The 14,196-nt window shown below is 48.2% G+C and carries 14 protein-coding genes and 1 pseudogene; 5 read left to right on the forward strand and 10 right to left on the reverse strand.

Going from position 1 to position 14,196, the window contains the following annotated elements; genetic code table 11:
* Positions 1-146 precede the first annotated feature (146 nt).
* On the reverse strand, positions 147-1,436 hold the full coding sequence (locus HUN05_10845; protein WDP85564.1) for a 2-oxoglutarate synthase: 1,290 nt from the start codon (positions 1,434-1,436) through the stop codon (positions 147-149).
* Complete coding sequence (locus HUN05_10850; protein ID WDP85565.1) at positions 1,429-2,544, reverse strand: pyruvate flavodoxin/ferredoxin oxidoreductase; 1,116 nt, start codon at positions 2,542-2,544, stop codon at positions 1,429-1,431. The genes HUN05_10845 and HUN05_10850 overlap by 8 nt, the downstream gene beginning before the upstream one ends.
* Before the next feature lie 209 nt (positions 2,545-2,753).
* Here HUN05_10850 and HUN05_10855 point away from each other — a divergent pair, with 209 nt between their 5' ends.
* Complete coding sequence (locus HUN05_10855) at positions 2,754-3,443, forward strand: GntR family transcriptional regulator (GenBank protein WDP85566.1); 690 nt, start codon at positions 2,754-2,756, stop codon at positions 3,441-3,443.
* A 227-nt stretch (positions 3,444-3,670) separates the two neighbouring features.
* On the opposite strand, the gene HUN05_10860 is transcribed toward HUN05_10855, so the two are convergent.
* The gene (locus HUN05_10860) at positions 3,671-4,279 is read right to left on the reverse strand and encodes a short chain dehydrogenase (GenBank protein ID WDP85567.1); all 609 of its coding nucleotides are present in this window, start codon (positions 4,277-4,279) and stop codon (positions 3,671-3,673) included.
* A gap of 373 nt (positions 4,280-4,652) precedes the next feature.
* On the opposite strand from HUN05_10860, the gene HUN05_10865 reads away from it, so the two are divergent.
* Positions 4,653-5,507 carry a LysR family transcriptional regulator gene (locus HUN05_10865; protein ID WDP85568.1) on the forward strand — a complete coding sequence of 285 codons (855 nt, stop codon included), beginning with the start codon at positions 4,653-4,655 and terminating at the stop codon, positions 5,505-5,507.
* Between the two features lie 163 nt (positions 5,508-5,670).
* On the opposite strand, the gene HUN05_10870 is transcribed toward HUN05_10865, so the two are convergent.
* Together HUN05_10870 and HUN05_10875 are read right to left on the reverse strand one after the other, a co-directional pair.
* Entirely contained in the window at positions 5,671-6,075 is a 405-nt protein-coding gene (locus tag HUN05_10870) for an OsmC family protein (protein ID WDP85569.1), read from the reverse strand.
* 202 nt (positions 6,076-6,277) lie between these two features.
* Positions 6,278-7,420 (reverse strand): iron-containing alcohol dehydrogenase, encoded by a 1,143-nt coding sequence (locus HUN05_10875; protein ID WDP85570.1) that lies wholly within the window; start codon positions 7,418-7,420, stop codon positions 6,278-6,280.
* A gap of 191 nt (positions 7,421-7,611) precedes the next feature.
* Here HUN05_10875 and HUN05_10880 point away from each other — a divergent pair, with 191 nt between their 5' ends.
* The 3 genes from HUN05_10880 to HUN05_10890 are packed head-to-tail and all read left to right on the forward strand — an operon-like array spanning position 7,612 to position 10,802.
* A complete protein-coding gene (locus tag HUN05_10880; GenBank protein ID WDP85571.1) occupies positions 7,612-10,155 on the forward strand; it encodes an AAA family ATPase in 2,544 nt (847 codons plus the stop codon).
* A 60-nt stretch (positions 10,156-10,215) separates the two neighbouring features.
* Positions 10,216-10,473, forward strand: a complete 258-nt coding sequence (locus tag HUN05_10885) for a DUF3862 domain-containing protein (GenBank protein WDP85572.1) — start codon at positions 10,216-10,218, stop codon at positions 10,471-10,473.
* Between the two features lie 26 nt (positions 10,474-10,499).
* Positions 10,500-10,802 (forward strand): hypothetical protein, encoded by a 303-nt coding sequence (locus tag HUN05_10890; protein ID WDP85573.1) that lies wholly within the window; start codon positions 10,500-10,502, stop codon positions 10,800-10,802.
* Positions 10,803-10,809: 7 nt separating this feature from the next.
* Here HUN05_10890 and HUN05_10895 read toward each other — a convergent pair whose 3' ends face one another.
* From HUN05_10895 to HUN05_10915, 5 genes and pseudogenes are all read right to left on the reverse strand, one after another.
* Positions 10,810-12,138 carry a UvrD-helicase domain-containing protein gene (locus HUN05_10895; GenBank protein WDP85574.1) on the reverse strand — a complete coding sequence of 443 codons (1,329 nt, stop codon included), beginning with the start codon at positions 12,136-12,138 and terminating at the stop codon, positions 10,810-10,812.
* 329 nt (positions 12,139-12,467) lie between these two features.
* Positions 12,468-12,914: a hypothetical protein gene (locus HUN05_10900; GenBank protein WDP85575.1), complete on the reverse strand. Its 447-nt coding sequence runs from the start codon at positions 12,912-12,914 to the stop codon at positions 12,468-12,470.
* A gap of 66 nt (positions 12,915-12,980) precedes the next feature.
* Positions 12,981-13,298: pseudogene (locus tag HUN05_10905) on the reverse strand (transposase).
* A 14-nt stretch (positions 13,299-13,312) separates the two neighbouring features.
* Positions 13,313-13,837, reverse strand: a complete 525-nt coding sequence (locus tag HUN05_10910) for an IS630 family transposase (protein ID WDP85576.1) — start codon at positions 13,835-13,837, stop codon at positions 13,313-13,315.
* Positions 13,834-14,145, reverse strand: a complete 312-nt coding sequence (locus HUN05_10915; protein ID WDP85577.1) for a hypothetical protein — start codon at positions 14,143-14,145, stop codon at positions 13,834-13,836. The genes HUN05_10910 and HUN05_10915 overlap by 4 nt, the downstream gene beginning before the upstream one ends.
* Positions 14,146-14,196 lie beyond the last annotated feature (51 nt).

The raw sequence follows: 14,196 nt of genomic DNA on the forward strand, positions 1-14,196 counted from the left end.
CTGGCTGATATTAGTCAAGAAAAACAGGTAAATATAACCGTTACTGACCAAGGGCAACCAAAAATTACGACATATCAGGGTGAGCGAATTTAAAATGGTCTGGAAAACCAGCCGCAGCCTTTATGGCTGCGGCTTGAATTTCAGGGTCAGGCCACCTTGTTGATGGTCTCCATGGCCAGGGATAATATTTTTTCATTGAATTTTGATTCCAGGGCTGAAACCAGCATTTCACGGGTCAAAACCCGTTCCTTTTTGGCCAGGACCCCTAAAGAGGCCAGAGCCCAGTCCTGTTTTTTGACCTTGAGTGCGGTAAAATCAATCTCTTCCACTTGGGCAGGGGTATTGGGGATGGTTACGCTTTTTTCCTTGAGCACAAAGGCGTCAGGGCTTAAATCTGCAAAGATCTGCTGCCGCCGGAGAACGCCTTCATCACTCAAGGCCAGGACAACCCCGGGGGATTTAAGACCGGTGTATCCTATTTTCTCCGGGGTGAGCAGGATTTCGGATACCGACTGCCCCCTGAGCACCGTGATATTGTAATCGTTTTTAATGGAGGCGTTGAGCCCGGCCCGGATGCCTGCAAAACAGACCATTTCACCTGCCGTCACAATGCGCATGCCGGCCGACCCTAAAATCACCACCTCCTGACGTCCGGGATCTTTGAGCTCATATTCTTTTTCAATGATTAAAGGGGCCGGAAATTTGCCCTTTTCCTTTGCCAGGGAACGGTATTGGGCTCCATATTCAGGGCGAAGGTTTTTTTCTACCACCCCGGTTTGTTTCGGCATATCTTCGATCATCTGGTCAATGACTTTGGGGGTGAGTCGGTTTCTCTTGGTATACCGGCCCGTGCACATGCCAAGGGTTTCCACCAGGGCAAGCCCTTTGTGGTCGATGGCGTTGCCCAGTTCCTGGGGCAAAGCGGAATCAAGGCCTGAACACCTGGACACATAGGTGGCGCCGGCAGCCTTTGCCACCTCGCAGATGTCCATGGGGATCTCGGCCTGGTTGAGAAATTCAGATCCCACCACAGCGTCGGAAGGGGTGGTGGCTGAATATTGTCCCCCGGTCATCCCAAAGTTGAAATTGTTTAAAATGATCAGGGTCAGATCCAGGTTTTTACGGCAGGCCGCAAGCACATGGGCGCCGCTGATACCAAGTCCGCCGTCCCCCATGGTGACGATCACGGTCAAAGACGGATCTGCCAGCTTGAGGCCGGCAGCATAGGTCAGGGCCCGGCCATGGGCGCCGTGAAGGGTATGGACCTTGAAAAAGGTGTCAAAGAGGCCCGAGCATCCGATATCCGTGACAATAACGGTTTTTTCGGCTGAAAGTCCCAGGTTGATCAGGGTTTTGTCCAGCCCTTTGGTGATTTTTTCATGGGTACATCCCGGGCAGAATACAAGGGGTCGGTCCGTATTTAAAAAACTATTCATTTTCAATGGCCTCCATTATCTTTGCCGGCGGAATCAATACCCCGTTCATCTGTCCGTAAAATTGAACTTTTTTGCCTGCCAGCACCCGTCTGATTTCATTGACGTACTGGCCCAGATTCATTTCAACCACAAGAATACGCGAAAATTTTTGGGCGGCCCGGATCAGAACCTTTTCTGGCACCGGCCACAGGGTTTTTACAGAAAGGGTGGAGACCGCTCTGCCATTTTGGGTCATGGCCCTGGCCGCATCCTCGGCAGCCCTGGAGGTGATGCCGTAGGAGATGACAAGGGTGTCGCTTTCGGGCAAGAAATTTTCTTCATACAGGGCGATTTCGTCCCGATGGGCGTGGATTTTGTTTCTGAGCCGTTTTTGGCAGGCTTCAATGGTGCTGGGGTCAATGGTTATGAATCCATCAGGCCCGTGGGTGGATGAGGTCTGGCGTACCAGGGTTTTTCCGCCAATGGGCAGAAAGGGCGGGGCCTTGTCAGCTTCCGCCTCAAAGGGAAGAAAGCGACTTCCCTCAAAAGGCCTGCGCTGGATAATTTCGGGCAGTTCAATCCCTTCCAGGTCAAAGCTCTCCTTGGTCATGCCGATCTCTTTGTTCGAGGCAATAAAGACGGGACAGCGAAACTTTTCCGCATAGTTAAAGGCCTGGACCGTCAGAACATAGCAGTCCTTTACATCTTTGGGGGCCAGAACAATCACAGGCACCCCTGAGGTGGATCCCCACCTGAGAAATTGGATATCTGAATCCGCTCCCCGTGTGGCTGATCCTGTGGAGGGGCCTAACCGCTGAACATCGGCGATAACCAGGGGAATTTCAGAGCCGATGGCAAATGATATGTGTTCGGAATAAAGGCTGATGCCAGGTCCTGAGGTGGCGGTGAGTACTTTTTTCCCGGCCATGGCAGCGCCGATGCAATATCCCATGGAGGCGATTTCGTCTTCACCCTGAACGCAGGTGCCGCCTGTGACGGGCAGTATTTTGAGCATATTGTTGAATATGGTTGTGGCCGGTGTTATGGGGTAGCCTGCAAAAAAGTTGCAGCCTGCTGCCACAGCACCTCTGGCAACAGCTTCATTGCCTTCCATAAATGCTAACGCCATTATTGTTCTCCTTGAAAGGTCTGGTTTATCCATGATTTCTAATTATTTAATCAAAAATCTGATTAAATTTCTTATCTGTTTACCCATAAACATGATCCTTGTCAAGGCATAAGTGAATGATATTCAGTCTTTTTTCCATGAATCTGCTTTTACGATTACAGATGGATTTTTATTGATTTTATGCTTGCCTTGGTATATTGATTGGCCCCATGGGAACAAAAAAGAAAAAGACAAAAGAGGATTTTACCCAAGAAGCCTATATGGGGATCCGGCGGATGTTTTTCCTCAATGAAATTATTCCGGGGCAAAAGATTTCCTACGGAGATCTTGCCAAACGGTTGAACATGAGTACAACCCCTGTGATTCAGGCCCTAAAGCGCCTGGAATTCAAGGGCCTGGTCCGCCACGAGCCCAACAGGGGATATTATACCGAAAACATCAGCCTTGAAGAGATCACCGAGATCTATGAGTTCAGGGAACTGATCGAGGTCTCTTTGCTGCCCTCCATCATCCAGCTGATGAACAAGACAAGGCTTAAACGGCTGAAAAAAGCCCTGGACAATCATCTGGACGCGGTCAGGGATATTTTTCTCAAAGACCGGTTGCTCAAGGATATGGAGTTTCATCTTTGCCTGGCCCAGCTCTCTGACAACCAGATCAGGATCAACGCCTTAAAATCATTGTTTGATCTGCTCTATTTAAAGTACAGAGGAAATATCCTCTTTGTCACCCCCATGGAAACCGTGGATGACGAGCATATCCAACTCTACGAGTATATCAGCCACGGCAACCTTGAAAAGGCTTCAAAGGTTTTGTCCCAGCACATCGCCAATGTTAAGGACCATGCCATTTTGAGCATTGAGCGGATGAACCAGGAAAAAAATATCAAGCATATCTAAGCCTGCTGACCTTGCCGTCCATGCTGCCCAGGCTGATATTGAGACAATCATTTTAGGTTTCGCTTTCAACTGCACTGACCCCATTTTTTGAATAAAAACCTGTTATGATCTGTGTCTGCCCCGGTCAATCCGCAGGTTTGCATCCCGGCTTTTTTTTTGAGCCTTAAAATCCTGTCTGTTAAGCTCGACACCTTATTTTCCGGGATTTTACCTTGAAAGCTCTTGGTTTAACCATTGTCATACATTCTTATGATTTCCCCGGTAGATGAACCTTCAACGCTTTTGATAAACCCGTTGACGACCTTATGCATGGGGATGGGATTGTGCCCGGGAAAATAGGCCTCATAATGTTCGACAGCATCCTCCACAAGCCCGGAAGAGACAACGTTGATGCGGATATTATTTTTGAGTTCCAGGCAGGCGGCTTTAACAAAACTGTGGATTGCACCACCAACCAGGGCTGCGCTGGTCGTCATCAGGACCGGGTGGTCGGCAAGAATTCCCGTTGAAAGTGTAAAAGATCCCCCGGGGTTTAAATGGTCTTTCCCGATTCTGACCAGGTTGACTTGCCCCATGAGTTTGCTTTTGATGCCGATATAAAAATCATCTTCGGTCAATGAATCAAACTCTGCCCATTTGGCCTCGCCGGCAGTGCAGATTACCGCATCCACCTTACCGATCTGTTTAAACATCTTTTTGATGGATTCACTGTCTGCCATGTCAAGCTGAACATCGCCTGAATTTCTTCCGGCAATAATCACCTCATGTTTTTTGGAAAAATGGGCACTGACCTTTGAACCGATTGTGCCTGTTCCACCGACAATTAATAGTTTCATGTGTTCTCCTTTTGATGTTTTAATTTTCCCTGGGCTATAATCTAAACGGTATTGTATCAGTAGTCTAATGAATTGTTTTGATAACAATAATCAAAAATTGTTATACTTGTATTGGTGACCCAGTCCTGAAAATTCTATTAAATTTCTCCATTGACGTTTAAGGGAAATGATTTTAGGGTACCTCTAATGATCAGGAATTTGGTTTGAGTTTAAGGTGCAGGCAAATTTTAACCAGATGAAAATATTGAATATTTCGAGGATTCAAATTTGCCTGCAACAAAGGAATCGAGCCAAAAGACAATTATTAGAAGTGGCTTTTAACTTGTTTGAAGGTTTGGGCGTTTAATATTTATGATTAAAATTTGTGATTATTATGAATTTACAAATCGATAGCCTGCGAACATTTTTTGCATTGGCTGAGGCAAAAAATTTCACAAAGACAGGTAAACTGGTCAACCTGTCCCAGTCTGCGGTCAGCATGCAGATCAAACGCCTTGAAAATGAGGTCGGTAAAAAATTATTTGACCGGATCGGAAAAACGGTAAAGCTGACAGAAGAGGGCCGCATCCTTATCAAATATGCCATGCGGATTATAAAGGAACATGACGAGGCTGTGTCAGCACTGTCCAAACCGAACCTTGAAGGCAATATCCGGTTTGGCTCTCCTGAACATTATACCGCTGGCATGCTGCCCAAACTTTTGGCCAGTTTTTCCAGGTCCTACCCTGATGTGACCGTTGAGATGCGTTGTGAAAACAGTGATGTAGTAAAAGCGGCTGTAGATGTCGGCGAGCTTGATCTGGGGATCTGTACCCAGATCAGTGAAGGGGGCCAGGTCATTGCCCATGACCCTGTGGTCTGGGCGGCCAATCCCGGTTTTGTCCTGCTCAAACATAAACCCCTTCCGCTGGCCACCTTTGAGGAGGACTGTATTTTTAGAATCTGGGCACTTGGGGGGCTGGAAAAAGCCGGGATAGAATACAGAATCGTTTATGTCAGCCGAAGCATATCCGGGTTATTGGATGCGGTGGAAGCAGGGTTTGCCATTGCTCCCATCATCGCTAGCAATGTGCCTGCTGAATTAAAAATTATGGGAATAGAGGATGGCCTGCCGGTATTACCTGTTTCCAATATTGTATTACATAAATCAAAGAAAAATCCTTCGCAAATCATTGACTGCTTTTCAGAACATATCATAAACGCTTTCAGAGAAAAAACCCAATCATAACTCACCTATGACCTATTCACGATCTTAAAACCAATTCATTTCATTATGGGCTTGAATGATTTGAAACGGATGGTCTAAGAGCGGGCAAAAAACCGAAAAACCGGAATGGGAGCATTGATGAGCTTTCCGATGTCCAATCCTATCTTGACCACAATATCGGGGTTTAATCTTTAAGGTATGCCACCCTTGAATAAATGGGCAGTTCCGGATTGATCTGGTTTTTAACGGAACAGGCATTCATGGCCTTGATCACCGCCTTGATATATTTTTCAGGAAAGTCCGGGTTAACATGAAGGGTGATCTCTATTTTTTCCATGAGTTTTTGCCCCTCTTTAATTTGGGGGTTCAGGGTCAGGCCCATGCCCTGGGTGGAAATGTTTCTTGTCTCGCAAAAGGTTTTTGCATACAGCCCGGCACAGGCGCCCAGGCCGGCCAGGAAAAGGGCAAAGGGTTCAGGTGCGGCCTCTTCACCTCCGTTTTGAGTTTCCTGGTCTGTCTGGATTAAAAAATTTTTGAATTTGACATCCACCCGTTTGTTTCCCGGAAAGCTTACCTTGAATGAATCCATTTTTTCTCCTTGGGCTGATTGATAATGATTGGTGTTTAAATTTTTGTTAAAAATCTCGAAGATGCCGGCAGGGACTTTTTTCGGCATCCTTGAGATTTCGCTATTTTCTGGGCGTTTAAATAAAAATCAAGCCATGATATTGCAATCATAGGCCTTTTGCTTTTTTGGGTCAGGTGTAAACACCCTGTTCGGGCCATGCAGCCTATTGAAACGAGGCCTTTAAGATTTCAAGGGCCTGTTCATCGGACAGGGGGACCGGGTCGGCGGCATATAAATGGCCCATGGTTTTGCGGGCATTTTGGGCCACCGCTTTGAGTTCGTCTCTGGTGATGCCGTAGTCTGACATTTTAAGATCATGGACATGGCATTCTTTTTGGAGGCCGGTCAGGGCCTGGACAAAATCTGTTGCGCCCATGGCCGCGGCCATGGGTTCAAATCTTTGGGGGACTTGGCCGCAAAAATAGGTGAAATAGGCCTCTGAGATCATGATGAGTCCTGCCCCATGGGGAAGATCCGGGTGAAAAGCGCTCAAGGCATGCTCAAGGGAGTGTTCGGAAATGCAGCGTGAGGTGGATTCCACCATTCCGGACAGGGTGTTGGCCAAAGCCACATATCCCCGGGCCTCGATATCATTTCCGTCTTTGACCGCCTTTGGCAGATACTGGTTCAGCAACCGGATGCTTTCAAGGGCGTAAAGATCACTCATGGGGTTGGCTGTTTTGGCGATAAACCCTTCAACGGCATGGAACAAGGCATCAAATCCCTGGTAGGCGGTCAGGCGGGGGGGGACCGACACCATGAGTTCCGGGTCCACCACAGAGAGCTTGGGAAAGGTGCAGGCAGGATCGCCAAACCCGATTTTTTCATCCTTGTTGGTGATCACGGTCCAGGGGTCGGCTTCCGTGCCTGTGCCGGCGGTGGTGGTGATGGCCACAATGGGCAATGCCCCGTTTAAAACAGGTTTGCCAAGGCCTGTGCCCGAATGAATATAGTCCCAGTAATCCCCTGTGTTTTTGGCCATGACTGCGATGGCTTTTGCCGCATCAATGGACGAGCCGCCCCCCAGTCCAATGATAAAGTCGCAATTGTTTTCTCGGGCCATGATAGCTCCCTGGGTCACATGTTCCTTAACGGGATTGGGCAGGATTTTATCAAAGACCAGGGACTGGATCTTCTGTTGGGCCAGAAGATCTTGAACCCGTTTCAGATATCCGTATTTATGCATGGAGGTCCCATTGGAAATAACGATCAATGCGTTTTTACCGGGCAGTTTTTCCGTGGCCAGCTGGTTGAGTTTGCCTTTGCCGAACAATATTTTTGTGGGGATATAATAATCAAAGTCCATGATGGCGTCCTTTGCTGAATAGGTTGGGTGTGTATACATTTTTGTAAAAATAAGTCTCAATTGGGGTTTGTCATCAACATTTTTATCAAAAAGATATCCCGGGGCGCCTTTTTTTAAAGAGGCACCTGGGGTATCTTTGCCTTTGGAAAAAAAGTTGTCTAAACTTCAGGGGTCCGGTATGTTAAATCCTTATGATCAGACAAGACAAAAACAACCCGTATATTCCCGAGACCCTCAAAGGGGTGGTGGACCGGGTGACCTTTCACAACCCGGACAACGGGTGGGCCATTTTAAAGGTGCTGCCCTTTGGCTCTCCCAATGTCCGGGAGACGGTGGTGGTCCATCAGACAAAGGTCTTTGCCGGGGCCACCATGGAATTTACAGGGGCCTGGACCGTGCATCCCAAATTCGGCAGGCAGTTCAAGGCGGTCACGGCCAAGGAGAACAAGCCGGCCACGGCCTCTGCCCTTGAAAAGTATTTAGGCTCCGGTTTGATCAAGGGGGTAGGGCCTAAAACCGCCAAAAAGATTGTCTCCCATTTTAAAGATCTGACCCTGGATATATTTGAATCCGACATGGAACGTCTGGTGGAAGTGCCCGGCATTGCCAAAAAAAAATTGGATATGATATCCCTTGCCTGGCAGGAGCACAGGGCCATCCGGGATGTGATGATGTTTCTTCAGTCCCACGGGATTTCCACCCTTTTTGCCGTGCGTATCTACAAGGAATACAAGGAAAATGCCATTGCCTGGACCACCCAGGACCCCTACCGCCTGGCCAATGATTTTTACGGGATCGGTTTTTTTTCCGCAGACAAGGTGGCCTTGAGCATCGGCCTTGAACCCGACAGCCCCCAAAGGATTTCTGCCGGCATCCGCCATGTATTGTCAGCGGCCCGGGATTTCGGGCATTGTTATCTTACCGTTGTCCAGATCCGGGACCAGGTCAAAGCCCTTTTGTCCCTGGACCTGTCTGAAAGGCTGGACGCCCTGCTGGCAGGCATGGAAAAAGAGCGCCTTGTCATGAAGCGCCGCCTTCCTGATGATCAGGGTCAGGTCCAGGACTGCTACTATTCAAGATCCCTTTACTATGACGAGGCCTATGTGGCCAAACGGGTGGGCGAAGGAGCTGCGGACCTGGACATAGACATGGCCCGGGTCAAAAAATGGATGGCCCTTTTTTGCCAAAAAAGCCGGATGGATCTGAGCCGGGAGCAGGCCAGGTCCATTGAACAGATTGCCAAATCCAAGTTTTCCGTTCTCACGGGGGGGCCCGGATGCGGAAAAACCACGGCCACACGGGTGATGGTCAAGCTTTTAGAGGCCATGGGACGAAAGGTGGTATTGGCCGCTCCCACGGGCCGGGCCGCCCAGCGCATGACAGAGGTCATCGGCAGGGAAGCCAAAACCATCCACCGTCTTCTCGGGTGGAAAGGGGGGCAATTTAAGAAAAATGAAACCAGCCCTTTAAAAGCCGATTTTCTGGTGGTGGACGAGTCTTCCATGCTCGACATCAGTCTTACGGCCTCGCTGCTCAAGGCGGTTCCTGAGACGAGCCAAATCGTTTTTATCGGGGATTATGACCAGCTGCCCTCCGTGGGGGCGGGCAATGTGCTCAAGGATATCATCGGATCGGGCAGGGTGCCCTGTTTGAGACTGACCCAGGTCTTTCGCCAGGCAAAGCAATCTTTGATCATCAAGTATGCCCATGAGATCAATCAGGGAAAAATGCCCTGGATCCGTTCCCCGTTCAAGCATCCTGAGATCTGGGAGGAGAATGCCGACTGTTTGTTCATTGATTCTGACGAGGTTACAAAAGAGCAGATGGCCTTTATTTCAAGGGTCAAACGGATATACAATGACAAAACGGCCAAAGCATTGCCCGAACAGGAGGATAAAAAACCGTCTGACATCTGCGAGCCTGATTATTTTTACGAATTCCGGGTGAATGAATCCTGTTCCCCCTATGAGACTGAAATCCAGGTGCCCAAAAAATTTGCCCATGTTGATCTGGATCGCCTGGCCAAGGCTGGCGGTAAAATTGATGAACTCATGGCCGTGGTCAAGAAAGTCCATCCCTGGTCTTCCCTCCACTACGGTCTTTCCGCCCTGGATGTGGTGAAAAAACTTTACTTGGACTGGATCCCCAAATACCTGGGAAAAAATACCGAGATTCAGATTCTCTCCCCCATGACCCGGGGAAGCCTTGGCACCCTTTCTTTGAATCAAAAGATTCAGGAGACAGCCAATCCCTTTGCCAAAGGCAAGCAGCAGCTCACCGTGGGCCAGCGGGTGTTCAGGACCGGGGACCGGGTCATTCACCGGAAAAACAACTATGATCTGGGGGTGTTTAACGGAGATATCGGCACCATTGTCGAGATCAATACCATGGATGTCACCCTTCGGGTCCGGTTTTTTCCGGACAATAGGATAGTGACATACAAACAAACCGATATTATGGAACTGGATCTGGCCTATGCCATTACCATCCATAAATCCCAGGGCAGTGAATTTGAAGTGGTGATCATCCCGGTGCTGACCCAGCATTTTAAAATGCTCTTCCGCAACCTGATCTATACCGGGATCACCCGGGCCAGGCGTCTGGCCGTATTTGTGGGAACCCGTAGGGCCCTTGCCATGGCGGTTCAGAACCAGGATATTAGTCAGCGGCAGACCGCTTTGAGGACCTTGTTGATCCAGGGCAAAAATTTAGGTATAACCGGAGACAGGAAATAAGACAGAGCCCAGGGTTTGATTTTAATATTTGTGGAACCTGCGAATCAAAGGAAATTTAAGATGAGATTTATTCAATGGCTGGCTGTGGTGATTGTCTGTGCTGCTCTAATCTGCGGATGCAGTAAACTCACCCGGGAAAATTACGAGAAAATTGAAATGGGAATGACCTATGACCAGGTCGTTGAAATCATTGGCCAGCCTGATACCTGCGATGCTGCCATGGGGGCAAAACAATGCATCTGGGGAGACAAGGACAAAAATATCACCATCGGTTTTATGGGTGATAATGTGATCCTTCCTTCCATGACAGGACTTTAATCTGACAATCGTATTTGGAGACAGGTATGCAGTTTATCGTGATCGGGCGTGACGGAAAAGATGAAAAAGCCCTGGACCGGCGGATGGCGGCCCGGCAGGCCCATCTGGACACCGTAAAGAAAATGTATGAATCAGGCCGCTGGCTCTATGCCGCAGCCATTCTGGATGATGAGGGGAAAATGGCAGGCTCAGTCATTGTCTGCGAGTTTGAATCCAGGCAGGCCCTTGAAAAGGAATGGCTGGACCATGAGGCCTATGTCAAAGCAAATGTCTGGGAAACCGTTGAGATTACCCGGGCTGCCGTAGCGCCTTTCTGGGCACCTGAATAGTCAGTTTTCAGCAAGCCCCATACCTTTGCTGGGGCCCTGAATCAGGGGCTTGGCTTTTTTTCTGGCAGAGTTTGATAAAGGCCGGGATATCGCTTTTTTTATCAAAGCGCAAATGGGTCATGGCAACATAGATGAGGTTGAACTCATCTGAAGGGGTGCCATGGGAGGGTATTGGCATTCCCTCTTTGACCAGGGGAATAAAATCATCCATGAGCAGAACCTGGGCCCATTTAAGACCCTTGGCCTTGTGGGCCGTTGTCAGCAGGATACCTGGCTGTTTTCCATCCGTCTCAAGCCCTTTGGCTTTTTTCACCACCTGGTCCACGAGAAAGGGAAGTTTTGACCGGTATTTTTCAACCAGCCGGCACTGGGTTAAAATTTCAAATTCCTCCATAGTCCGGGCATAGGACTTTAAGGCCTCAAAGCTTTTAAACCCCCGGATATAGGGATCCAGTATCTTTGATCTTTCCCTGTCATAGAGATAAAACACATCCTTTAGCCGGCCAAGATTATAGGCCTTAACCCCGCCTGCAAATCCGATGTCATGGCGGTTCATCAGGACCACGGCCCTGTCAAAGAGGGTGGCGTTGGTCCGGGCGATAATGGTGAATTCCTTTTTATCCCAGGCGGCTTTTTCAGGCACCTTTGTGCCCAAAAGGCTGCGGGTTTCTTTTTTAAAGGTATGAAGCACCATATTGGCGGCCCTTGCCACATTATTGTCAAACCTGAAACTCTGGGTCAGATACAGGGTCTTCTGGGCCTTAAAGGATGTGAGACTGTCTTTCGCCCCTCTGAAGCTGTAAATCTGCTGGTGGATGTCTCCCACCAGGATCAACGAAGGACCTGGCCTGTTTAGTTTTCTGTGATCTGTCTGGGAAAAGACAATGGCCTCGGTCACCGGATTGATATCCTGGGCCTCGTCCAAAAGAATGCAGTCATAGTCAAGAATTGGGGCGGACAATTGGTATAGTTTGAGGTATCCGTCGTGGAGCATGCCGATGTCAGGATGGGTTCCCTGGCACATGATCCGGCCAAGCTGGTTGGCAAGACCCACCAGGTCCGGTATGGGGGCCTTGTTTTTTTTGTAAAATATTCTGGCCGGAACAGGGATGTGGATATGGTTCACCCGGGGTTCTTTGGATACCAGGTATGCATTGAGGGTATCCATGGCAAACCGCGCATCTTCGTACCGGTCCAAATCCAGGGCTGCCATGACCTGGTTTGCCCTGAACCCCGGGGTCAGCCTGTCCTTATATTTAAACCCCTTTGTTCTGAATGCCAGGCCATGGGTGGTCATGGCCCTGACATTGGCAGGAAAACGTTTGGCTGCCTCCACCTGGACGCTCTTGTTAAAGGCAATGTATAAAAAATTTAAATGGGGCCGCTGCCGGGTATAGGCCTACAGGGTGGTGGTCTTTCCCGTGCCGGCAAAGGCCATGATTTTAAGGCTGCCTCCGGGGGGAAGATCCAGGTCTATGATCCTTTGTTGTTCCGGGGTCATTTGCATGGGCGTATCAAGTCGCGGAATCCTGAAGATGAATTGATCTTGTTCAAGCTAGGGCAGGGTCCGGCTAAATGAGTTTCTCCTTGGGCAGCAGGTCAACGATGGCGGCAAAATACCATGATACGTCCAAATTCTCAAGGTTTTGACCTGGTCATACCCGGTCAGAACCCTGCCGGAATCAATAAAGAGATGTGAGAGCCTTTACCGGGGTTCGATTTGATCCTCACCTCTCCGCCGATGGCGTCAAATCGTTTTTTTATGCTGAATAACCCGAAACTCAAAGATTCGGTTCTTGTGTAAGGATCCATTTTAAATCCAACCCCATTGTCTCTGACCTTTATTATGATATCTTTTTTATTTGCGCTTAACACCACCCCAGCCTCTTTGGTTTCGGCGTGTTTAATGATATTAACGACCAGTTCCCTGACAGACCGGTATATGAAAATTTTCTTATTGTCGGACAGATTTACGGCGCCTTCAATCTGGTTCTCATATGTGATGTTCATATTGTTTTTTGTATTAATATCATCCACAAGCCATTGGATGGCCGCGCCAAGACCTAAGCTGTACAATATTGGCGGGCTGACCTGAAAGGTTACCGTTCTCATGTCGCTGACGTCCTGCTCAACATGATCTTTGATATCAATCAAATCCTCAAAATCAGTGATGTCCGGTTAGGTTTTTGCTTGCTCAATAATTTTTTGATCTTTGACAATATTGTCCCTGTTTGAACTATGAGAGCCCTGCTCCTCGCAGCCAAACAGGTCATTTAGAATGGCGGTTCGCAGCTGCCGAACTCTTTTGATCGTGACCTTTTCATTAAACTGTTTTTGGCAATGGATTGCCAGTAACAGGTAAGTGATAAGGCCGCCAAGAATCTGAACCATAAGGCCGTATTCACTGCGGGCAATGAGATGATATACCTTCAGATGTTCTTTCCACCATTTGAAAAAATCCTCAATGGTCCACCGGAGTTTATAAATTGTTGCTATAGCAATGCCGATAATTATTTATACATCCTGATAATTTCATCAATCGTTTCGTTTTCATTGTATTCACGGATGGTTTTTAGGGCCGCAAAATCGTGTTCAATCGGATTGAGATCCGGTGAATACGGGGGCAAAAACAAAAGAGCTGCACCAGTTCTTTCTATCAAATATTTGGTTTCTTCGCCCTTGTGGAAGGATGCGTTATCCATCACAACGACATGATTATCGTTCAGATGTGGACTCAACTGGTGTTCGATCCAAGCATTAAAGATATCCGCATTGCATGTTCCCTGAAACAAAAATGGTTCTTCAAAACTATATTCGATGCGGGCAGCAATCAAAGACGTTCGAGGGTGCTTTGTTCCTGCAATCAAACCATGAACACGCTGCCCTTTGAGAGCATATCCATAGCGACGGGTTGTATAAGGCGAAAAGCCGCTTTCATCAACATAAACAAACGTTTTGCAACGACGTACATAACGTTCACGAAGACGAAGATATGCCTTTCTTTTGCTGTCGCTTCGCTCCCTGTATCCCGTCATCTTTTTTTTCGAGTGATTCCGAGTTGTTTCATATTATACCAGATACAGGCACGGGATACTCCGAAATGCTGCGCCCTTTCCGATTGTGTCATGTCATCATTTGTCTCCACATGGAGGCGCAAAGCTTCCAGATCCAAACTTCGTGGTCCTTTTGGACCGGGTTTCTTGTATGACAAACCATCTTCGGCAGACGTCCAGTTGTGAACACTTCCACGGGATACATTAAACTGACTGGCAGCTTCCGTCTTGCTTCCTCCATTTTCTACAAAATCTATAACGCGTTTGCGTAAATCTGATGAATATCTCATGGGGAAAATATAAGTTGTATAAATCCTTGTTCAAGTAATTGTTTGCTCTGC

The organism is Desulfobacter sp. (assembly GCA_028768545.1).
GTDB lineage: Bacteria > Desulfobacterota > Desulfobacteria > Desulfobacterales > Desulfobacteraceae > Desulfobacter.

What these genes read in the sequence shown, in the direction of transcription:
- HUN05_10890 (WDP85573.1), top strand. Translation starts at nt 10,500, where the DNA reads ATGCAGTTTATCGTGATCGGGCGTGACGGAAAAGATGAAAAAGCCCTG.
- HUN05_10900 (WDP85575.1), bottom strand. Translation starts at nt 12,914, where the DNA reads ATGAGAACGGTAACCTTTCAGGTCAGCCCGCCAATATTGTACAGCTTA.
- HUN05_10860 (WDP85567.1), bottom strand. Translation starts at nt 4,279, where the DNA reads ATGAAACTATTAATTGTCGGTGGAACAGGCACAATCGGTTCAAAGGTC.
- HUN05_10875 (WDP85570.1), bottom strand. Translation starts at nt 7,420, where the DNA reads ATGGACTTTGATTATTATATCCCCACAAAAATATTGTTCGGCAAAGGC.
- HUN05_10870 (WDP85569.1), bottom strand. Translation starts at nt 6,075, where the DNA reads ATGGATTCATTCAAGGTAAGCTTTCCGGGAAACAAACGGGTGGATGTC.
- HUN05_10910 (WDP85576.1), bottom strand. Translation starts at nt 13,837, where the DNA reads ATGACGGGATACAGGGAGCGAAGCGACAGCAAAAGAAAGGCATATCTT.
- HUN05_10885 (WDP85572.1), top strand. Translation starts at nt 10,216, where the DNA reads ATGAGATTTATTCAATGGCTGGCTGTGGTGATTGTCTGTGCTGCTCTA.
- HUN05_10855 (WDP85566.1), top strand. Translation starts at nt 2,754, where the DNA reads ATGGGAACAAAAAAGAAAAAGACAAAAGAGGATTTTACCCAAGAAGCC.
- HUN05_10850 (WDP85565.1), bottom strand. Translation starts at nt 2,544, where the DNA reads ATGGCGTTAGCATTTATGGAAGGCAATGAAGCTGTTGCCAGAGGTGCT.
- HUN05_10865 (WDP85568.1), top strand. Translation starts at nt 4,653, where the DNA reads ATGAATTTACAAATCGATAGCCTGCGAACATTTTTTGCATTGGCTGAG.
- HUN05_10845 (WDP85564.1), bottom strand. Translation starts at nt 1,436, where the DNA reads ATGAATAGTTTTTTAAATACGGACCGACCCCTTGTATTCTGCCCGGGA.
- HUN05_10915 (WDP85577.1), bottom strand. Translation starts at nt 14,145, where the DNA reads ATGAGATATTCATCAGATTTACGCAAACGCGTTATAGATTTTGTAGAA.
- HUN05_10880 (WDP85571.1), top strand. Translation starts at nt 7,612, where the DNA reads ATGATCAGACAAGACAAAAACAACCCGTATATTCCCGAGACCCTCAAA.